Below are 19,570 nucleotides of genomic sequence, written 5' to 3'. Positions count from 1 at the left end.
TTCGTTTTAACTTTATTTAATTACGCATAAATGATCAAAGAATTATATTCTATATTTCAAAAATACCCGACAGTTTCGACTGATTCAAGAAACATCGCCCCTAACTGTATTTTCTTCGCATTAAAAGGAGAAAACTTCAATGGAAATAAATACGCAAAAGACGCCTTAGAGAAAGGAGCTGTGTACGCCATAATCGATGAAAAAGAATACGAACTAAAAACACATACTATTCTTGTAGAAAACGTTTTAGAAACACTCCAAAAACTAGCCAATCATCATCGTAAGCAATTAAACACTCCTATCATAAGTCTCACAGGAAGTAATGGAAAAACCACTACAAAAGAACTCATCAATGCAGTGCTTTCTCTAAAATATAAAACCACTGCCACAAAAGGCAATTTAAACAATCATATAGGTGTTCCACTTACACTACTTTCCATGACATCCAAAACCGAGATTGGAATCGTAGAAATGGGCGCAAATCATCAAAAAGAAATTGAGTTTTTAAGCAACATTGCCGAACCTGATTATGGATATATTACAAATTTCGGAAAAGCGCATTTAGAAGGTTTTGGCAGTGTTGAAGGTGTTATTAAAGGAAAAAGCGAACTCTACGATCATCTAAAAGCTAATGACAAACTTATTTTTGTGAATGGAGATGACCCTAAACAAGTAGAAAGAACCCGAGACGCAAAGAATTACACGTTTGGAAGTTCAGACACACATGCACTTACTATCCGTTTCTTAAACGCAAATCCAATGGTAAAAGCTATCGTAAATAACATAGAAATACAAAGTCAATTAATCGGCAGCTATAACTTTTCAAATATAGCTGCAGCTATCGCCATCGGAACATATTTCAATGTAACGCTTTCACAAATAAAAGCTGCTATTGAAACTTATATCCCCTCTAACAACCGATCACAAATTAAACATAAAAACTCTAATAAAATTATTTTAGATGCGTACAACGCGAATCCTACAAGCATGAAAGCTGCTTTAGATAATTTTTCAAACTTAACAGACACAACTAAAATTGCTTTTTTAGGCGACATGTTTGAACTTGGAGAAAGCGCCGCCGAAGAACATCAGTTTATAAATGAATATGCAGGTTCGTTAGCAATTGATCATATTTATTTAATAGGAGAAAATTTTGGAGTTACCGAAAGCAAACATTCTAATATTAGTATTCACAATACATTCGAATCTTTAAAAGGTCATTTTCCAGAAATACAAAATAGCACTTTGCTAATAAAGGGTTCGCGTGGAATGGCTTTGGAACGAATTTTAGATTTACTATAACATCCCAACCGATATAAACTAAAAAAAGCTTCTTGTAATAAGAAGCTTTTTTTTGTGGGTAATACTGGATTCGAACCAGTGACCCCCTGCTTGTAAGGCAGGTGCTCTGAACCAACTGAGCTAATCACCCTTATTGCTTAATGCGGATGCAAATATAAAATAGATTTTATATCTAGCAAAATTTAAACATAAAAATTTCAAAGTATTTCTGCTGCGACAAATGTACTTCCGCCAATGTATATAAGATCATCACTCGTAGCTTTTGTTTGCGCAGTCATATAGGCTTCTGAAACAGAACCATATACACTCCCTTTTAAATCATACACTGCTGCTTTTTGCTGTAATTCTGAAACATTTAGTGCGCGCTCTATTTTTGGACTACAGAAATAATAAATTGCATTTTCTGGAAATAACGGAAATATTTCTTCTAGATTTTTATCAGTTACAACTCCAAACACAATATGTAATTGCTGAAAATTTTCTTTTTGCAATTGCTCCATTACTATTTGCAAACCTTCCTTGTTATGCGCCGTATCACAAATTGTTTTTGGGTGATTTGCTAAGACTTGCCATCTTCCTTGCAGATTTGTATTAGAAATTACATTCAATAACCCATTTTTAATATGTTTTTCTTCTATTTGAAAGCCTTTTAGCAACCGAATAGCTTGTACTGCAGATTTGTAATTTTTCTGCTGATAATCACCTAAAAGATCTGTTTGATAGTATTGCTGTATCGTTTTTTCTGCGAGATATAACTCTGAATTCATATTCTCAGCTATTTCAACAAAAACAGGAAACGTTTCTTCATGATATTCGCCAACTACTACCGGAATATGACTCTTGATAATTCCAGCTTTCTCAGCTGCAATTTTAGACAATGTATTTCCTAAAAATTGCACATGATCAAAACCTATATTGGTAATAACACTTACTTCCGGCATAATGATATTCGTAGAATCCAAACGACCACCCATACCTACTTCAATCACTGCAATATCCACTTCTTGTTGAGCAAAATAATGAAATGCCATCGCCACAGTTGATTCAAAGAAAGAGAGTTTCTCCAAATCTATATATTGATGATAGCTTTTCACAAACTCAACAGTTGCATCTTCAGAAATCATTTGACCATTGATACGGATACGTTCTCTTAACTCTTTTAAGTGCGGAGATGTATACAAACCAACTTTATAACCTGCTTCTTGTAATATGGAAGCAATCATGTGACTTGTAGAACCTTTTCCATTGGTTCCAGCCACATGTATACTTTTAAATGCTGAATTAGGATTTTTTAAATGTTCTGCAAACTTGGTTATTTTCACTAAATCCCAAGCTTCAGAATTGTTTGAAGCACCTTTTTTTTGATAAGAAGTTTCATATTGGGCTTCCAACCATGATAAGGCTTGTATATCTGTCATTAAAAAATGATATGCTTTTTTTTAATTCGGATTGAATTTCACAACGATAAACCCTACTTGCTTTTTAGGCGCTTTATCATCTTTATTCCATCTATATGTACGAGCCGTTTTCTCAGCCGCATCTAATAAGCATTGTGCTGTAATTGTAGAACCTTATACACCAGCATTGACACTGATAATTTTTCCGCTTCTATCTACTTCAATTTGCACTACCACTCTCCCATATTCATTACATTCTTGCTGAACAGCTTGGCCACTTAACTTGCTTCTTCCACGCAAACCATAACCACCTGCACCGCCGTCTCCTGAACCTGGTTGCCCATAATAACTTGCCGCATACGGATCTCCGTCAGGATGCCCTTTGTTTCCATCTCCATCTCCTGGACCTTCTCCTTCTCCATCATCACTACCAGTTCCACCATCGCTATTTAAGTCTTTTGTCAATGCATCAAACTCAGCTTTTTTTCTAGCTTCCTCAGCTTTCTTTTTTGCTTCTGCTTCCGCTTTTGCTTTTGCAATACGCTCTTCTTCTGCCTTCTTTTTAGCTTCTTCGTCCGCTTTACGCTTCTTTTCTTCTTCCGCCTTTTTCATCGCAATAGCTTCTTCAGAATCTTGCGTTATTACTTCTTCTGATGATGTATCAGGCTGTGTTTCTTCTACAGGTTCTGTTTCCTCAGGTTCCTCTACCACCTCAGGTTCTGAAGTTTTTGCTACGGGTTTTGGATTTTTCTGTGTTTCTACTTCACCTCTTCCTGTATCTGTATTTCCAAAGTTTACAGCAATTCCACTTTCAATAGGCGGATCCATATATGTTTTACCAAATATGAACATTAGTATTAATAATATAACCATCAATACTGTAGTTATTGTTGCCGATTTTCGTTTGTGCTCTGTATCAAATACTGACATAATGCTTTATTTTGATGCTTCTTCAAGAATGACTTTATAGTTATTTTTTCTTGCAATCTCCATGATATTGATAGTGTTTGATATCGAAACATTCTCTACCACTTCTATACTAATGACTGGATTTGCATAACCGTCAAATTGTATTTTTTAGTATCTCTTCAAGTTGAGTTGCATCAATTCTCGTTCCATCTAGAAGAATAGTTGCATTTTCTTGAACTTGAATTTTTATTCTTTTTTCATCTCCTGTATACTTAACCTCAACATTTGTTATGTTTTTTTGAGATAAATTTTCTAAATAATTTGCAAAATATGCCAATCCTAAAAGAAAAATTACACCTGCAATAAAAACGAAGGGTAAATTAAATTTTTTATTCCTCGTTTCAAGCAAACTCATTATTGAGGTCGAACAGCTAGAATGATTTTATATTTGTTCTTATTAGCGATATCCATAATATTTACAGCTTTTTCAATAGGAACACCTTCTTCAGCTCTCAATATAATGGTTGGCGCTTCTTGCCCTGCTAATTTTGCTTTCAATTTTGATTCTATTTGCCCTTCTCTGACTCGGTCTGCATCAATATACACTTGGAGGTTTTTCTTTATACTAACCGAAACATTCTGTGTATTTGTTGATTTCCCCTTTGCTTTTGGTAAGAGTAAATCAAGTGCATTTGGTGAGTTAGAAGTCAACATGAAGAATACCAATAACAAGAATACAATATCTGTCATGGACGACATGCTAAATTCTGGACTTACTTTATTTCTACCTCTTAACTTCATAGAACTTTATTATACAGGTTCATTTAATAAATCTAAGAAGTCTACTGCATTTGCTTCCATTTGATGCACCACTTTGTCCGTCTTCACAACCAAGTGATTGTACCCAATATACGCAATAATTCCCACTACTAAACCAGCAACCGTTGTTGTCATTGCTGTATAAATACCTTCTGCCAATGATCCCATTTCTGCCTGACCACCACTGGTTGCCATTTCTTGGAAAGCGATAATCATACCAATTACAGTTCCTAAAAACCCTATCATTGGTGCCGCACCTGCTACGGTTGCTAGAATACTTACATTCTTTTCTAGTTTATATACTTCTAATGTTCCTGCATTTTCAATAGCCTTATTAATATCTTCCAGCGGCTTCCCTATTCGAGAAATTCCTTTTTCGGTCAATCTTGCTACTGGTGAATCTGTTTGTGCACATAACATCTTGGCTGCATCTAGTTTTCCAGCAGAGACATTATCCCGAATTTGATTCATAAAATTCTTATCAATTTTAGACGCTGATTTAATAGCAAATGTACGTTCAAAATAAATATATAAAGCTACTGCAAGCAATACTAAAAGCACACTAATAATGATAACACTCCCTATTCCTCCATCAATGATTAATTGAATAATAGAAAAGGTTTTTTCTTGGCTTTCTGGATCTTCAACAGGTGTTGTTGGGGTTTGAAATAATAACATAGTTGTTTTTTGATTTAGACTATAATAACGGTGTTTTTGTTAATTAAGTATACTCGTTACAGACTTAAAATAAGGTTCGTATTATCATGAAAGCTACCGAACCAACAAGGAATCCGATAAAGGCTAACCAAGATATTTTTTTGAGATACCAGAAAAAATCTATTTTTTCCATTCCCATAGCAACTACTCCTGCCGCCGAACCAATAATTAACATACTTCCTCCAGTTCCTGCTGCAAAAGCTATAAAGTGCCATAATTGATGATCTAATGGTTCTGTAAACATTCCCAAACTAGCTGCTACTAAGGGTACATTATCAATTACTGCCGATCCAACTCCTAATGCCATTACTACTAAATCTGAAACCCCGTTAGGATCCATTTCTGTTCCTAATCCTGGCGTAGCTGTCTTTAACCAATCAGCAAAACCAAATAGCAAGCCTAAAGATTCTAATGCTGCTACTGCCATTAATATTCCTAAAAAGAACAAGATACTTGGCAATTCAATTTTTGATAAAGAATGATGCACAGGACTGTGATGTGTAGATCCAGCTTCTTCATGCTCATGACCTTCATTAGCACCTACAACTGCCATCGTGAATTTTGAATTACTATACATTTCTGCAAATATTGCCACTACCGACAATGACAACATCATCCCTACATAAGGGGGTAAATGTGTTACTACTTTAAAAATTGGCACAAAAATAATTGCAGATAATCCTAAGTATAACATTGTTGGCCCAAAACGGTGTGGCTTATTTTCTTCAACACCTTCTTCTTCTGGCAAACTTCCCTGAAATGGCTTTAAGAAAGAAGCAATAAATGTTGGCACGATCATACATAATAAAGATGGTAAGAATAAGTAACCAAATAGTTTTCCTGTAGATACTTTATCTCCAATCCACAACATAGTTGTTGTTACATCTCCAATTGGCGACCATGCTCCACCTGCATTTGCTGCAATAATAATTAAACCTGCATACCAAATACGAATGTTTCTATCAGAGATAATTTTTTGTAAAATTGAAATCAGTACAATAGTTGCCGTAAGGTTATCAATAATAGCTGATAAGATGAATGCTAAAAATGCAAAAATCCAAAGGACACGCTTTTTACTTCGGGTTTTAATGAAGCCTTTGATTGTAGCAAAACCATTGAAATAATCAATAATCTCTACAATCGTCATTGCTCCAAGTAAGAATACCAGTATTTCTGCGGTTTTCCCTAAGTGATGCAACAATCCTTCTTCCATCATGTGCATCTTTTCAGGTTTGGCGAGCTCTCCAAAACCGCCTTCTCCACCGACTAATGCATGTGCTCCAGAGTCAAACCAATTTTGAAAATCTTCGATTCCGAAAGCGACGAATGCCCAACAAATTGCCATCATGGCTAATGCGGGAATAAGCTTGTCAATTTTTAAATTATGCTCTAAGGTTATCGCTAAATATCCTAAGACAAATACGGCTATTATTGCTGATTCCATTTCTGTATTTTAAGTTGATGGTTAGACTAATTCTTTTAATGCAATTTCAAAAGCAGTTTTACTTACATCTACTTTTGAAGCATTTTTCTTGAATGTATTTTGTAATGCTTTTTTGATGATTTTAGAAGTATCTTCAAAGATAGCTTCATCAGTCATAGAAACTCTACGTTCCATAAAATAGGCAAAAACGCGTGCCATTCCACAGTTTGAGATAAAATCTGGAATTAAACTCACTTTTTGATCTGTATGCTCCATGATTGGTCCAAAAAAGATTTCCTTGTCTGCAAACGGCACATTTGCTCCACAGGTAATTACTTCCAATCCAGTATCGATCATTTTATCTATCTGTTCTTGCGTAATTAATCGTGATGCCGCACATGGTGCAAAGATTTCTGTTGGTAACTCCCAAATGCGTTGGTTCATTTCTTCAAAAGAAATCATGTTATTTGCCACCAGTGTATTTCCATCTTTGTTCAAGAAAAATTCCTTGATTTCTTCATGAGAAAATCCTTCTTCATTGATCACACCTCCAACTCGGTCGATGATTCCAACTACTTTTGCCCCCATTTGCGATAGGTAATACGCTGCTGCTGCTCCAACATTTCCAAAACCTTGAACAATAGCTCGTTTTCCTTTGATAGATCCACCATAAATATCATAAAAATGACGTGCAGCTTCGGCTACTCCGAAACCTGTAATCATATCAGCGACTGTATATTTACGAGAAACATCAGGAGAAAACACTGGACTTTCTATCACTTTGATAACTCCTAAACGCAATTGTCCGATTCTGTTTATTTTATCTGCTTCTGTTGGTTTAAAATGTCCATTAAAAACACCTTCTTGCGGATGCCAAACTCCACTGTCTACTGTGATTGGAATTACTTCGTGAATTTCATCAACATTCAAATCTCCTCCAGTTCCGTAGTAACTTTTTAATAAAGGCGCTACTGCTTTGTACCAACGCTTTAACACACCGCTTTTTCTTGGGTCATGTGGATCAAAATTGATTCCAGATTTCGCACCTCCGATAGCAGGTCCTGACACTGTAAATTTAACTTCCATCGTTTTTGCTAACGACAGCACTTCATTCATGTCTAATCCTTTGCGCATGCGTGTTCCGCCTCCTGCAGCACCTCCGCGTAGTGAGTTGATAACTGTCCAACCTTCCGCGTCTGTTTCCGGATCTTTCCAGTTAAAAACAATCTCAGGTGCTTTGTTTTCGTATATTTTAAGTAATTCTTTCAAGTATATGTATTTTGTGTACTATAATAGTTTGTATTCCAGCAAATATAAAAATTGTTCGCTTCTTAGAAGCATACATTTAAGACAATTTAACTTAATGATAATTGTAAATTTTTCCCGAACCGTGATCTTTGGATGCACCTGTAACACTTTTCAGACAATTTACCTCATTCCGCAAGCGTAATACACCTAAAAAACCAAAGATAAGTGCCTCTTTATATTCTACTAATTCGTTGACAGGTTTTACCAAATCGAGTTCTTTATGATATTTAATTCTTTCTAGCAAATAATCGTTGTATGCGCCTCCACCAGTGACTAAAACCTTTGATCTAATTGTAAAGTTTTTTGCTAATTGCCTTGCCACATGCTCTGTAAACGTCCGCAACAAATCAATCTCTTTTCTTTTAGCCGATTCTAATCGTGGAAAAATTTCTTCTTGAACCCATTCCAATCCCAAGGATTTTGGAGGTTTCTGTTTGTAATATGGTAGATTGTGTAATTCCTCACCTAAACTTAATAAATAATTTCCAGATTTAGCCAGTTTTCCTTTATTATCATAATCAACCCCTAATTGTTTGGCATATTTATTCAACACAATGTTTACGGGACAAATGTCATACGCAATTCGTTTTCCTTCTTTATGAAAAGATACATTTGCAAATCCACCCAAATTCAAACAATAGTCATATTCGGAAAACAACAATTCATCTCCAATCGGAACTAATGGAGCTCCTTGTCCGCCAAGTTCCACATCTTGGACTCTAAAATCACACACTACTTTCTGTTGAATTAATTTTGCTAAAATCTCCAGATTGCCAATTTGGTATGTAATTCCTTTTTCTGGTTGATGCAAAATCGTATGTCCATGCGAGCACACAGCATCTATTTCAGCAATCGCATATTTTTTTATAAATGCATTGATAACTTTTGCCAAATGTTCTGTATAACCAACATCAAACTCTCCTAAATCCTTGTTGTTAAAACCAATAGCTTCTTGAAGTTTTGCTTGTATTTTTTTATGATATGGAATCGTTTCTGCTACCAGAATTTCAAATTTCCAGCGTGTTGTTTTTTCGAAATGTATATAGGCAAGATCAATTCCGTCGAGGGAAGTTCCCGACATGACACCAATCACTTTGTACAGACTCATATTGTAAATGTATTCAAAATTTGTCATTTTAAATTCACTTTCTAACAAGATTCATAATTTACACATAGATAAATTAAGAATTCTTAAAAATAACCGCTTATTATTGAAAATCTGCTATTTTAGAATTATCTTTGTGCGACTTTTTTAAAAATTTTCTAATACAATATACGATTATGGATTTTAATCTTACAGAGGAACACATCATGATTCGTGATGCAGCGAGAGATTTTGCAAGAACGGAATTACTTCCTGAAGTAATTGAACGCGATAATAAACAAGAGTTTCCAAATGAGTTGGTTCGTAAAATGGGCGAATTAGGTTTTATGGGAATTATGGTAGATCCGAAATATGGAGGAAGTGGAATGGACACGATTTCTTACATTTTAATTATGGAAGAATTATCTAAGATTGATGCTTCTGCTTCTGTAATTGTATCTGTAAATAACTCATTAGTTTGTTATGGTTTAGAAGCCTATGGATCTGAAGCGCAGAAGCAAAAATATTTAACAAAGTTAGCTACTGGAGAAAATGTTGGTGCTTTTTGTTTGAGTGAGCCTGAAGCTGGAAGTGATGCAACTTCACAAAGAACTACAGCGATTGACATGGGCGATCATTATGTAATTAATGGTACAAAAAACTGGATTACAAGTGGTGGACGTGCTGATGTATACTTAGTAATTGCTCAAACAGATAAAGATAAAGGACACAGAGGAATCAACGCGTTTATCGTAGAAAAAGGAACTCCTGGTTTTGATATTGGCCCAAAAGAGGATAAATTAGGAATCCGCGGAAGTGATACACATACATTACAATTTAATGATGTAAAAGTTCCTAAAGAAAATAGAATTGGTGAAGATGGTTTCGGATTTAAGTTTGCTATGAAAACTCTTTCTGGTGGACGTATTGGAATTGCTGCACAAGCCCTAGGAATTGCTTCTGGAGCTTATGAATTGGCTTTAAAATATTCGAAAGAGCGTAAAGCATTTGGAACTGAAATTTGCAATCACCAAGCTATTGCTTTCAAATTAGCTGATATGTACACGGAAATCACAGCAGCGCGTCATTTAGTAATGAAAGCTGGTTGGGATAAAGACCAAGGTAATAACTACGACATGTCGAGCGCCATGGCAAAATTATATGCTTCTAAGGTAGCAATGGAAACCACTGTAGAAGCTGTTCAAGTTCACGGTGGAAATGGTTTCGTAAAAGAATACCATGTAGAACGTTTGATGCGTGATGCCAAGATTACTCAGATTTACGAAGGAACTTCTGAAATCCAAAAAATCGTAATTTCAAGAGGCGTTATCAGAGAATAGACTCAAAATAACATACATTATATAAAAGAAAGTGCATTTTTTTGAAATGCACTTTTTTTATGTCATACAAAAAAGTACTTTAGGAGGAACATTTACAATAAAACCATGATGAAAATATATTTTCGCTGCTTTCTACTTTTTACCATTTTATGTAGTACTCCAGCTTTCTCCAATATTAATGTGATTAATTTGAAGAATATTAGTTACCTTAGTTTGATTCAAGAGGATTTAGATTTTGTTTTAAAACATCAAGAAGCATTTAATCATTGGTCAGAAACTTGGACGTATGATATTAGCAGAGAAGAAAGCTTAGAACGATTAAAAAAGATTCAAGAAGCATCTGCAAAGAAAGCACAAAATATAGACGAATGGTTGCTTACGGGAACCATTTCACATTATAGGTACAATTTAAACGATGACGAGCAATTTCCAATTGCAGAAAGTGCTTTTCAAAAAGCAATTGCACTCGACACCTCAAATTATATATCGTATTGGTTTTTAGGAAATCATTATGCACATTCGTCAAAACCTAAAGAATCTATGCTTAATTTCTTCAAAGCAGAAAAACTAAATCCAAATATTCGGTAAACAGCATTTTGGCACGATTATACATTTGCTTCTTATTTATCCGGCATGTTTAGTCATACTCAAAAATCATTAGATATTGCTACAAAATTAGGCACTCCAAGCCCCATTGATGAAGTGCTTCGCAATGCTTTAAAAGAAAAAATTAAAACGCCCGATGCTGCTAAAGAGTATAAGCCCCAAGAACTTTGGGACTATCAACCCAATGGCGCTAAAAATACATTTATCAGCAAAGCTTTAGGAGTTCGTTTTACCGTTGATTCTACATGGAATTGGAATATTTCTAAATATAACAAACGTACTGCTGTGGTGGTTTTAAGCCCTAAAGCTGAACTAAATGACAAAGACGTTCCAATTGACTATACCATTATGCTTATGATTCATGTTGCAGACGGAATTGAAGACATCAAACAGTATGCGAATAGATTTGTTGGAAAGTATCCAGACAAAATAGCAACAAATCGATTTGACAGTTTACAACCTTCCGAAGCTTATGAAATCATCAATAAAGAAATGTATACACACATTGGAGGCGGACATTTTAATTTTGTGGCATTAGAAAGACCCAAACCAACATATCCAGGCTTGCAATTAGAAGCTGCACAAAATTTTCCTTTTAAAGATCAAGACAGTACGAATGAAACACTCGAAGTTTATCAAGTAAAATCTAGCTTTCATCGCTTTGACGAAAACATTCAATACGTACTCATATTAGATACTTGCGAAGACATTTATCCGCAGTCATTGAAAGCACTGGATGCATTCTTAAAAAGTTTAGTTATTGAGTGAGTATAAGTTTTATCTAAAAACGATAATCTACTCCAAAACTTAAAGCATTAATTCGTACAGATCCTAGCTTGTAACGATTGTATCCTCCATGAACAGAAAAACGCTTGAGATGATATCGTGCATTTAGTTTTAATTCATCGATAGTAGAATCGTTGATAAAACTCTGTTTCCACAAAGCAGTTATACTAATAGGTTGATGCAAATACACATCTACGCCTACTTGGTATGTAAAACCTGTTTCATCTACTCCATTGCCAACATGTGTAGCTCCTACTCCCCAAAAAGCAGTTACATATTGTTCGCGAACTCTATAGTAATTAAACATAAAAGAGCTAACCCCTAACTCACTTTTTGGGTTCTCTTCAAAAAAATGCAAATGATTGACTTCAATTCCAGCTAAGGGTACAAAGCGATAATTTAATTTTACATCATTTCCATAGAATTGTTTCCCGCTAGTGAAAAACGTATTTGACAAAATTAATTGTCCTGTTTTCATAGGAACATTATCTTCTGGATACGCATATTCTCCATGTGAACCATGAGAATACGGATATTTATGAAAATAACGTTTTTCCCCATCACCGATAAGAATCCCGATAGTTGCATGATAAGCTATTTCAAAAAAAACACCTTCAAAAAAGTTGAAGCCATCATCATCTCCCCAATCATCGTCATCATCATTCCAAGAACGCGAATTACTGCTAGTAGAAGAGCTGCTTCCCGAAAGGTCGTCTTTAGCTCTGTTCAATTTTCCTTGCGCATGACTTACACTCAAAACAAAGTAGCATACAAGTAAAGATAGTAAAGTTTTTAATTTCATAGAGTTTGATTTTAACGTTGCCAAACTTCATCAAGAAAGGTGCCAAAATTTTCTCTATTGCAATACCAAAATCGGGAAGTCAATAAACAAGTACTCTCATTCTTGAGAAACAGTAACCTGATTGTTATCGATGGCAATGTTCAACTGGGATTCTTTTACTTCATCATAAAAAATTTCTACTTCTTTAAATTGATTACCGATTTGAATAGTTGTCTTTGCTGGTTTCATTTAGTTAATTTTTTTAGGGTTTTATAAATATTCTTCAAAAACTAGCTCAAAACAATACTTAATAATGCGTATTTTTAAATCCTTAGTATCAAGGAGCTTAACCAAACAATATTTTAAAGTATTTTCTTTCAAACCCAGAAGCATTACGTCATCTTATCCAAATGTATTGAAAGTTGAAGCGAAATTAAGCCTCATAATAAGCTTGAAAAAAAGCGTAATTCCCAAAAAATACTACAAAATAACCCGTAAATTCATTTTTTTAATTTCAACCTGTAACAACTCGAAAAAAAATAGACAGATATTACTGTTAAATTCTTTATATTTAAATGCTAGTTTCAAAAACGTTTTTTTACGCATTTAGTAGGATACGTTTCAAAGAACTAGTACTAAAAACAAACGACAAAAAAATACATTCATTAATAAAAACCACTTAAGTATATGGCTGACGATTTTGATTTACTAGAAACTTCAGGAGCAGAACAAAAACAAAAATCTAATGACAAAGTAGATTGGGGAAAAGCAATCGACCAAATGAAGTCGAAGCTTGCCCAAGAAGATAGTCCCGAAGTACGCCAAAAGATATTGAATGCAACGTTGGATAATGTGGTGGATATGGCTGAAAAAGATCGTACATCACTTCTCGATGCCATTAAAGATTTAACAGATTATCAAGACGAAGTAGGAATCATATTTGAACGCTTTTCAACATTAAACGATGAAGAACAACGCGTTATTGATGATGCTCAAAAAGAATTGGATAAAGCCAAAGTAGAATACCAAGCTGCTTTAGATAAGCCAGATACATGGTGGAATAACCTTTGGGGTCGAAAGTCTAGAATTAAAAGAGAAAAAGAAGAGTTAGGACAAGCTGAAAAAGACAGGAAGTTTGCAGATTCAAAGGCAAAAGAAATGTTTCAAAAGCGTATTGAAAGTTCTGATACAGAAACCTTGTTGAAAGAACTTTCATTTAAAAGTCAGGCTGCCGTAAAACGTTTGAAAGATCGTGAGGTTGAAATCAAAGAGGTTGAGGACAGACTACAAGACGCTATTGTAGAAGCAAGTAAAAATCACACGAAAGCTTTAGAAAAGAAAGAAGAGACAGAAACTGAACTTGAAAAACAAAAAGCATTGTTGAGTCAGGCACGTCAAGAAATAGAAGAAATTGTAGACAAGCAATCGCCTGAATATTCGGAAGCATTGGCTAAAATTACAAAGCTTGAGCAAAAAGTTGAAGAATTAGATGGTTTACGAACGGCTTACATTACGTTGGCTGCAAGTAAAGACAGTTTTGTTCACAAGCATAACTTAACCATCAAAGTATTAACATCTTTACGTAGCAACTTACAAACGCATAGAGCAAAACTAAAATCGGATACAGAAGAAAGAATTCGTTATTACGATGGTTATGTAGTTGCATTAAAAGCGCGTACAGATCAAGAGTTTGCTGCAATCTTAGAACACTTAGGTGTAAAAACTGATGAAAAAATTGGAGAAACGCTAGCTGCAATGTACACAGCAAGTTCAAAAGCACGTCAAGATATGATGGAAAATATTCCTGTACACGAAAAAGTAATGAAAGGTATTTACAGCAGTTATGCTGAATCGTTACAGGAAATTCGTGAAAAGGATGTTGAAATCCGCAAGAACTTTGCTGATCGTTACGGAATTGACATGAAAGAATTATTCGAAGAATATTATAGAAACAACGAAAACCCATCTACAGGAGATGCTGGCGGAAACGACAACACTCCAACTGGAAACGAAGGTGGCGGAGGAAATTCTGCACCGTCAAATGATGGTGGTGGTTCTGATGACTTGTTAGGTTAATTCTAAACACTACATAGTAATCGATGTTGCATGAAGGATAGAAGCGGCATCCTTTTTAACAATTGAAACGTCATTACGAGGAGTTTGCGACGAAGGAATCTGGTTCTTTTTTAGGAGATTTTGATACCACTTCAAAATGCATCTCGTAATGATTGTATTAAAAAGATATAGCTGAAAGCCTGACCGTATTGCGGACATGCCAAAAAATAGTTATCTACTTCGAGGAACATTCGCGAAGCCGTTTATAAAAAACGACTAAAAAAAATTGACGCAAGCGTCGAAACATTTGAAGCTCGATTATCGAGTAATTACGTATATAATTTTGTTTTAATGTCTATAAACGATATCACAACACCTTTAGATTCTGCTGCACTAGAATCGGACGCGCAATATGATTTGTATTACCGAATGGTGATGCATGTTTTGGATGAATTTGAGATTAATTTGGTGGAATGGAATCATTATCGAATTTGCACCAAAGAAGAACTAAAAGCTTTAGAAAACTATTGCAAACGCTTGGCATTTTCGTTGCGAGTAATGCAATTGAAATATCGTTTTGATGAAGAACAAATGAAGGTAGATTTGACCGAATCTGGTTTTCCAAACTATTTAGAATTGCGCTACATTCACAACGATTTGGATTTGAAAGAAGAGTTTAAAGCCAAATTACCTGATGCAAGCGAATTCAAAGAAAAGTTTATTCATCAGTTAATGGTGCAAAAGCAACATGTGAGCAAACGCGATTTGTTTGAAGCTTCTTCTTCGCTGTATTACAATAGAATTCAGGAAGAGAAAATATTCAAAAAGTTTGTTTTAGGAAAAATCAAAAAGACAAAAAGTACGTTTGCAACTTATGTGCTCGACTGGGCTTTCTATGATGTAGCACTTAACAGGCCGTTTATTTGCTTTATGTATTTTGACTATAAGCATGACGAAGATGTAGAACAAGAAATTTACGATACCATAAAAGATTGTGCCGATCGTTATCAAGATTTATCCAATATGGCGTATATGATTGACAAACGACTAAAGAATGTACATCCGCGTAAAATAAAACGTGTTGATTTGGGAATTTTACACAGTATATTTTCTAAAGATGATCATGAAATAACACAAGCTTTATTGCAAGCCATCGCTGCAAAAGATGTCAAATTGAATTCATTTTCACTAACAACTACAGTAGAAACGATCAATTCAGTAAACTCATCAAAAGTGAGCAATGATTTGCTATCATTTAAAAAGCAGGAGATTCAAGTTTGGGGAGATGTAACTACGCACAAATACATTTTAGCGCCACACAGAGTCATTCAGTTATTGTATGGGAAAATTCCAAACACTATTATTCACCTGCATCATGAACCTTTTGAAGTAGAAGAGTTACCTGAATTATAAAGCCAACACTTCGACTTCGCTAGTGTCCTTAGTTTGAAAAAACGAATTGACAAATAGCAAATTGACAAGCAAATAGATCAACATAAGTAAAAAAATAAATTGACGAATTGACAATTCAACAGATAAACAAATAACAAAACATACATGGAAAAACAACCGACATTTCCTATCAAAAAAACAGAATTGACCATTTTACGTGAAGAAGCTTCTTCATTCATTAAAAGTGCCCAATGGAAACAAGGTTATAAAGCACGAAGTAGAGACGGCAATAAAGAACAGGAAGATATTTTATTATATCTATCCAAAGCCAAGGGAAATGCTGACGGAAACGCCATTTCAATTTCTAAAACCATCTTGAGTCTTAAAAAACGCTTGTTACCAGATTCTGTTGCTTTACCACTTTCGCTCAATGAAACACTGTTCAACTTACAGGAGGCTATTGCCATTGGTTTATGGATTCGCGATAGTTACTACGATTCGTCAGGTTTGTCTATTCTTCATGAAAAAAGAGCTGGACTTTCAGCAGATCAACGCAAAGAATACGAATCTAAACAGCAAACAGCAACTGCATTTATGTTGTTCAGTTTGGCGTATTATGTTGTTTCTAAACTCAAAGAAAAAGCTTCGGAAGAAAATACCGTGATGGGAAACAAATTTGCAGGTATTCCGGAAGTTTCTTTGTTATCTCCTACAAAGGGAATTTCATGCCAGTTGTTTTACTATGACAAATACATGAATCATCCGAATTTGATCAACTCTGAACAAGACGTGATTGACTTTACAGTGATGTACTTTGAAGCCTATTTAGATGAAATTATTCAACGTAAAGGTGCCTTAGATCATACTGAAGTTATTACAGACAGAACATATCAATTAGAAGATTCTGATTTTTCTATTGCAGGTTGGGACACCATTTTTACTGGAAGCACCAAAAGTGTGGAATTCAATCCGATTCGTTTTGAGCAAATTGTTGGTAACAAAGACGCAAAACACTTTGCCAAGCGTTTGGTTGAACGTTTGATGAGTTACGACATAGCTACCAAAAGAAATCCATTTCAAGAACTCGGTGGTTTTATGCCTGTATTTATGGGATATGGAATTCCAGGAACAGGAAAAAGTATGTTGATTGCTGCCATAGCTACAATGCTAAAAGAACACTGCGATCATTTGGACATTCCATTCTTATTTCATCCAATGCCAGATACGGTTGTTTCTACCTTTCAAGGTGGATCGGCAGAAAAAATGGTACAATGGATGAAACCTATGCAAGATCCATCACGATTGATCTTTGCACCTATTGATGATGCTGAAAATAATTTACAAGAACGTACTGCACAAGGCGTTTCTGCCGGTGTAAAAGAAGTGATTGGTGTATTTTTACGTTATACAGAAGGTGCGTATGCTGTAAATCACGGAAACAGTTCTATTGGATTATTTACAAACTTACCTGAACAATTAGACAAAGCGGTAATTTCTAGAATTCAAGGGCGTTTTAAAATTGATGGTGCCCGTACTGAGCAAGATTTCTTAGATCAAGATTATATTTGGTGGTCGAAAATTGAGAAGACCTTACCTGGATTTGTTTCTATGAAGGATCATCCTTCTTATCAATATTTAAGCGATCAAACTTTAGCAAATAGTGCTGGTGAAATTTTAGGAAACATTACTGAGCCAGAAGATGATAAAATCAAAAGAATCTTTAATGAAACTTTGGAAAACAATGCATTTACCGATCATGTTTTCTACTCAACTTTATATAGTGAAGTTCAGAAAGAATTTCCGTTTTTCTCTTCCAGAGATATTCGAAACATTCAAAGTGCCATTTCATTACGTTTGACAGACTTTAATTTGGAAGACGATTGGTTTGAAAATCCGGAGTTATATTTCCAAAAAGATTATGACACCAAATTGGGAATGTTAAAGGAACTCATGAAATCTAATATGAAAGGACTCAACTTTGCTGAAATCCGTAAGCAAGAAGTAATTCGTTATTTAGACAATGTTGCTACCATTGCAGATACTGATTTCTCACGTAAAGTAGAACAGCAAATCATGCAAATGAAAATTGGAACCGAAGCGCGCAGTCGTTTTGAAGAAGGATTGAATTAGCCATGAGGAAAATTATTATTTTACTGTTGATATTAACACCTTTTTTGGGTATTCAAGCACAAAAACAAAATAAAGCTGAAATTATAGTGCAAAAGCAAATCGTTGCATACAATGCTAAAGATATTGATGCTTTCGCGGCAACGTTTACTGATAATGTAACATTTTACAACTTCCCAAAACAAGAATTTTTAAAAGGAAAAAAGCAACTACGTGAACTTTTTGGGGACCTATTTAGAAAAAATCCTGATTTATATTGCGAAATTGAAAGTAAAATAGTGACAGGTAACATTGTAATTTTTCAAGAAAACGTTCAGTTTCAAAAAGAGCAACCTTTTCTAGAATATATTGTTATGTATAAGGTTGAAAATGATAAAATCAAAGAAGTAAATTTTCTAAAGCGTCCACAATAACATAAACCAATCTACCATGAAAAAACTATTTTTCTTGTTTCTATTTCTGACTTCTTTTGCTACGGCACAAGAAAATACTGAGATAAAAATTATAGCACAAAAACAAATGGAAACATACAATGCGCATGATATAGATGCTTATGCAGCCTTGTTCAGTGATGACATTAAGGTATATGACTTTCCAAAAAAACTACGTTATGAAGGAAAAGAAAAATTGATTGAGCGCTATGGGAAATTCTTCGAAAACACACCTGAGTTATATAGCTTTATTGAAAAACGAATTGTTTCTGGAAATACAATCATTGATCAAGAAAAAGTAATCTATAAAAAAGGAGGAACACCGAAAGAATTTGTAGTAATGTATGTAGTGAAAGATCAAAAAATTGCAGAAGTATATTATATTAAACGCTAACGGTTTTGAATAAAAAACTAAAAATCACGCTATACATTCTTGTTGGTCTTGTAATTTTTTATCATGTATTAAAATTTTCAGGAATCCTAGTTGCATATTCAATTCCGACTTCTAGTAACGAACCCAACATTAAACATGGTTCATATACTTTAGCTTCTAACCTTATCACTCCAAAACGAGGCGACTTTATCACGTATAATTTTAACGATGCTTTACTTGGCAAAGCTACTTGGATGCATCGATTGTGTGGCATAGAAAACGATACAATTCAAATTATTAAAGGAACTCTATTTGTGAATGGAAAAAACTTTGATGAAGCATACAGCTTAAAACATTCTTATATTTTAACGGAACAAGAGACCAAATCATTACCATACACCAATACAGAACTCTTCTTAATAAATAAAAAAGAAGGTCGAAATACCTATATAGCTCATATAGAAGATAAACTTGCTCGTAGATGTAAATTGAAAAAAGCGAGGTTGGTAACTCCTATCAATCGTATACACCCAGAAATTCAAAACGCATATCAACAAAAATGGAATAAAGATCATTTTGGACCTTTGATTATTCCAGAAGGAAAAGTTTTTGTGCTTGGCGACAATCGAGATAATTGTATGGATAGTCGTTTCAATGGGCTTATTGATCGTAATGATGTCACAGGAGTACTTTGGACAACTTTTTAAACGATCGATTCTG

General features: G+C 34.6%; 20 protein-coding genes and 1 tRNA gene. 10 read left to right on the top strand and 11 right to left on the bottom strand.

Features of this window, described 5'->3' with window-relative positions; all coding sequences use genetic code 11:
- Nucleotides 1-30 precede the first annotated feature (30 nt).
- The gene (gene murF / locus MK119_RS07925; RefSeq protein WP_290672714.1) at nt 31-1,302 is read left to right on the top strand and encodes a UDP-N-acetylmuramoyl-tripeptide--D-alanyl-D-alanine ligase; all 1,272 of its coding nucleotides are present in this window, start codon (nt 31-33) and stop codon (nt 1,300-1,302) included.
- Between the two features lie 55 nt (nt 1,303-1,357).
- On the opposite strand, the gene MK119_RS07920 is transcribed toward murF, so the two are convergent.
- The 9 genes from MK119_RS07920 to MK119_RS07880 all read right to left on the bottom strand — a co-directional run bounded on the left by MK119_RS07920 (nt 1,358) and on the right by MK119_RS07880 (nt 9,010).
- Nucleotides 1,358-1,432 (bottom strand) — tRNA-Val (locus MK119_RS07920).
- Between the two features lie 67 nt (nt 1,433-1,499).
- A complete protein-coding gene (locus MK119_RS07915) occupies nt 1,500-2,720 on the bottom strand; it encodes a folylpolyglutamate synthase/dihydrofolate synthase family protein (RefSeq protein ID WP_290672711.1) in 1,221 nt (406 codons plus the stop codon).
- A 153-nt stretch (nt 2,721-2,873) separates the two neighbouring features.
- The gene (locus MK119_RS07910) at nt 2,874-3,629 is read right to left on the bottom strand and encodes an energy transducer TonB (RefSeq protein ID WP_366512783.1); all 756 of its coding nucleotides are present in this window, start codon (nt 3,627-3,629) and stop codon (nt 2,874-2,876) included.
- Nucleotides 3,630-3,762: 133 nt separating this feature from the next.
- Nucleotides 3,763-4,023: a hypothetical protein gene (locus tag MK119_RS07905; RefSeq protein ID WP_290672708.1), complete on the bottom strand. Its 261-nt coding sequence runs from the start codon at nt 4,021-4,023 to the stop codon at nt 3,763-3,765.
- Nucleotides 4,023-4,409 carry a biopolymer transporter ExbD gene (locus tag MK119_RS07900; protein ID WP_290672705.1) on the bottom strand — a complete coding sequence of 129 codons (387 nt, stop codon included), beginning with the start codon at nt 4,407-4,409 and terminating at the stop codon, nt 4,023-4,025. Before MK119_RS07900 ends, MK119_RS07905 begins: the two co-directional genes overlap by 1 nt.
- A 9-nt stretch (nt 4,410-4,418) precedes the next feature.
- Entirely contained in the window at nt 4,419-5,105 is a 687-nt protein-coding gene (locus MK119_RS07895; RefSeq protein ID WP_290672702.1) for a MotA/TolQ/ExbB proton channel family protein, read from the bottom strand.
- Nucleotides 5,106-5,169: 64 nt separating this feature from the next.
- Nucleotides 5,170-6,588, bottom strand: coding sequence for a sodium:proton antiporter NhaD (gene nhaD, locus MK119_RS07890; protein WP_290672699.1), 1,419 nt, complete (start codon nt 6,586-6,588; stop codon nt 5,170-5,172).
- Nucleotides 6,589-6,609: 21 nt separating this feature from the next.
- Nucleotides 6,610-7,836 (bottom strand): Glu/Leu/Phe/Val dehydrogenase dimerization domain-containing protein, encoded by a 1,227-nt coding sequence (locus MK119_RS07885; protein WP_290672696.1) that lies wholly within the window; start codon nt 7,834-7,836, stop codon nt 6,610-6,612.
- 91 nt (nt 7,837-7,927) lie between these two features.
- The gene (locus MK119_RS07880; protein WP_290672694.1) at nt 7,928-9,010 is read right to left on the bottom strand and encodes an anhydro-N-acetylmuramic acid kinase; all 1,083 of its coding nucleotides are present in this window, start codon (nt 9,008-9,010) and stop codon (nt 7,928-7,930) included.
- A 146-nt stretch (nt 9,011-9,156) separates the two neighbouring features.
- Between MK119_RS07880 and MK119_RS07875 the strand changes: the two genes are divergently transcribed.
- The 3 genes from MK119_RS07875 to MK119_RS07865 all read left to right on the top strand — a co-directional run bounded on the left by MK119_RS07875 (nt 9,157) and on the right by MK119_RS07865 (nt 11,673).
- Nucleotides 9,157-10,299 (top strand): acyl-CoA dehydrogenase, encoded by a 1,143-nt coding sequence (locus tag MK119_RS07875; protein ID WP_290672692.1) that lies wholly within the window; start codon nt 9,157-9,159, stop codon nt 10,297-10,299.
- Nucleotides 10,300-10,404: 105 nt separating this feature from the next.
- Nucleotides 10,405-10,887, top strand: a complete 483-nt coding sequence (locus tag MK119_RS07870; RefSeq protein WP_290672689.1) for a hypothetical protein — start codon at nt 10,405-10,407, stop codon at nt 10,885-10,887.
- A gap of 45 nt (nt 10,888-10,932) precedes the next feature.
- A complete protein-coding gene (locus MK119_RS07865; protein ID WP_290672686.1) occupies nt 10,933-11,673 on the top strand; it encodes a hypothetical protein in 741 nt (246 codons plus the stop codon).
- A gap of 13 nt (nt 11,674-11,686) precedes the next feature.
- Here MK119_RS07865 and MK119_RS07860 read toward each other — a convergent pair whose 3' ends face one another.
- Together MK119_RS07860 and MK119_RS07855 are read right to left on the bottom strand one after the other, a co-directional pair.
- The gene (locus tag MK119_RS07860; RefSeq protein WP_290672684.1) at nt 11,687-12,493 is read right to left on the bottom strand and encodes a hypothetical protein; all 807 of its coding nucleotides are present in this window, start codon (nt 12,491-12,493) and stop codon (nt 11,687-11,689) included.
- Nucleotides 12,494-12,589: 96 nt separating this feature from the next.
- A complete protein-coding gene (locus tag MK119_RS07855; protein ID WP_290672681.1) occupies nt 12,590-12,721 on the bottom strand; it encodes a hypothetical protein in 132 nt (43 codons plus the stop codon).
- A gap of 438 nt (nt 12,722-13,159) precedes the next feature.
- Between MK119_RS07855 and MK119_RS07850 the strand changes: the two genes are divergently transcribed.
- The 6 genes from MK119_RS07850 to lepB all read left to right on the top strand — a co-directional run bounded on the left by MK119_RS07850 (nt 13,160) and on the right by lepB (nt 19,557).
- A complete protein-coding gene (locus MK119_RS07850) occupies nt 13,160-14,548 on the top strand; it encodes a microtubule-binding protein (protein ID WP_290672678.1) in 1,389 nt (462 codons plus the stop codon).
- A 330-nt stretch (nt 14,549-14,878) separates the two neighbouring features.
- Complete coding sequence (locus tag MK119_RS07845) at nt 14,879-15,940, top strand: hypothetical protein (protein WP_290672675.1); 1,062 nt, start codon at nt 14,879-14,881, stop codon at nt 15,938-15,940.
- Between the two features lie 144 nt (nt 15,941-16,084).
- Nucleotides 16,085-18,049, top strand: a complete 1,965-nt coding sequence (locus MK119_RS07840) for an AAA family ATPase (protein WP_290672672.1) — start codon at nt 16,085-16,087, stop codon at nt 18,047-18,049.
- 2 nt (nt 18,050-18,051) lie between these two features.
- On the top strand, nt 18,052-18,459 hold the full coding sequence (locus tag MK119_RS07835; RefSeq protein ID WP_290672669.1) for a nuclear transport factor 2 family protein: 408 nt from the start codon (nt 18,052-18,054) through the stop codon (nt 18,457-18,459).
- Nucleotides 18,460-18,475: 16 nt separating this feature from the next.
- The gene (locus MK119_RS07830) at nt 18,476-18,871 is read left to right on the top strand and encodes a nuclear transport factor 2 family protein (RefSeq protein WP_290672667.1); all 396 of its coding nucleotides are present in this window, start codon (nt 18,476-18,478) and stop codon (nt 18,869-18,871) included.
- Between the two features lie 5 nt (nt 18,872-18,876).
- Nucleotides 18,877-19,557, top strand: coding sequence for a signal peptidase I (gene lepB / locus MK119_RS07825; RefSeq protein WP_290672664.1), 681 nt, complete (start codon nt 18,877-18,879; stop codon nt 19,555-19,557).
- Nucleotides 19,558-19,570 lie beyond the last annotated feature (13 nt).

This window comes from Kordia sp. (assembly GCF_022447245.1).
Lineage (GTDB): Bacteria > Bacteroidota > Bacteroidia > Flavobacteriales > Flavobacteriaceae > Kordia.
The sequence above is the reverse complement of the archived record's forward strand: the minus strand, read 5'-3'. Positions and strand labels throughout refer to the sequence as shown.

Excerpts from the sequence above, each read along its gene's own strand:
- murF (WP_290672714.1), top strand. The coding sequence starts at position 31 with ATGATCAAAGAATTATATTCTATATTTCAAAAATACCCGACAGTTTCG.
- MK119_RS07915 (WP_290672711.1), bottom strand. The coding sequence starts at position 2,720 with ATGACAGATATACAAGCCTTATCATGGTTGGAAGCCCAATATGAAACT.
- MK119_RS07910 (WP_366512783.1), bottom strand. The coding sequence starts at position 3,629 with ATGTCAGTATTTGATACAGAGCACAAACGAAAATCGGCAACAATAACT.
- MK119_RS07905 (WP_290672708.1), bottom strand. The coding sequence starts at position 4,023 with ATGAGTTTGCTTGAAACGAGGAATAAAAAATTTAATTTACCCTTCGTT.
- MK119_RS07900 (WP_290672705.1), bottom strand. The coding sequence starts at position 4,409 with ATGAAGTTAAGAGGTAGAAATAAAGTAAGTCCAGAATTTAGCATGTCG.
- MK119_RS07895 (WP_290672702.1), bottom strand. The coding sequence starts at position 5,105 with ATGTTATTATTTCAAACCCCAACAACACCTGTTGAAGATCCAGAAAGC.
- nhaD (WP_290672699.1), bottom strand. The coding sequence starts at position 6,588 with ATGGAATCAGCAATAATAGCCGTATTTGTCTTAGGATATTTAGCGATA.
- MK119_RS07880 (WP_290672694.1), bottom strand. The coding sequence starts at position 9,010 with ATGACAAATTTTGAATACATTTACAATATGAGTCTGTACAAAGTGATT.
- MK119_RS07875 (WP_290672692.1), top strand. The coding sequence starts at position 9,157 with ATGGATTTTAATCTTACAGAGGAACACATCATGATTCGTGATGCAGCG.
- MK119_RS07870 (WP_290672689.1), top strand. The coding sequence starts at position 10,405 with ATGATGAAAATATATTTTCGCTGCTTTCTACTTTTTACCATTTTATGT.
- MK119_RS07865 (WP_290672686.1), top strand. The coding sequence starts at position 10,933 with ATGTTTAGTCATACTCAAAAATCATTAGATATTGCTACAAAATTAGGC.
- MK119_RS07860 (WP_290672684.1), bottom strand. The coding sequence starts at position 12,493 with ATGAAATTAAAAACTTTACTATCTTTACTTGTATGCTACTTTGTTTTG.
- MK119_RS07855 (WP_290672681.1), bottom strand. The coding sequence starts at position 12,721 with ATGAAACCAGCAAAGACAACTATTCAAATCGGTAATCAATTTAAAGAA.
- MK119_RS07850 (WP_290672678.1), top strand. The coding sequence starts at position 13,160 with ATGGCTGACGATTTTGATTTACTAGAAACTTCAGGAGCAGAACAAAAA.
- MK119_RS07845 (WP_290672675.1), top strand. The coding sequence starts at position 14,879 with ATGTCTATAAACGATATCACAACACCTTTAGATTCTGCTGCACTAGAA.
- MK119_RS07840 (WP_290672672.1), top strand. The coding sequence starts at position 16,085 with ATGGAAAAACAACCGACATTTCCTATCAAAAAAACAGAATTGACCATT.
- MK119_RS07835 (WP_290672669.1), top strand. The coding sequence starts at position 18,052 with ATGAGGAAAATTATTATTTTACTGTTGATATTAACACCTTTTTTGGGT.
- MK119_RS07830 (WP_290672667.1), top strand. The coding sequence starts at position 18,476 with ATGAAAAAACTATTTTTCTTGTTTCTATTTCTGACTTCTTTTGCTACG.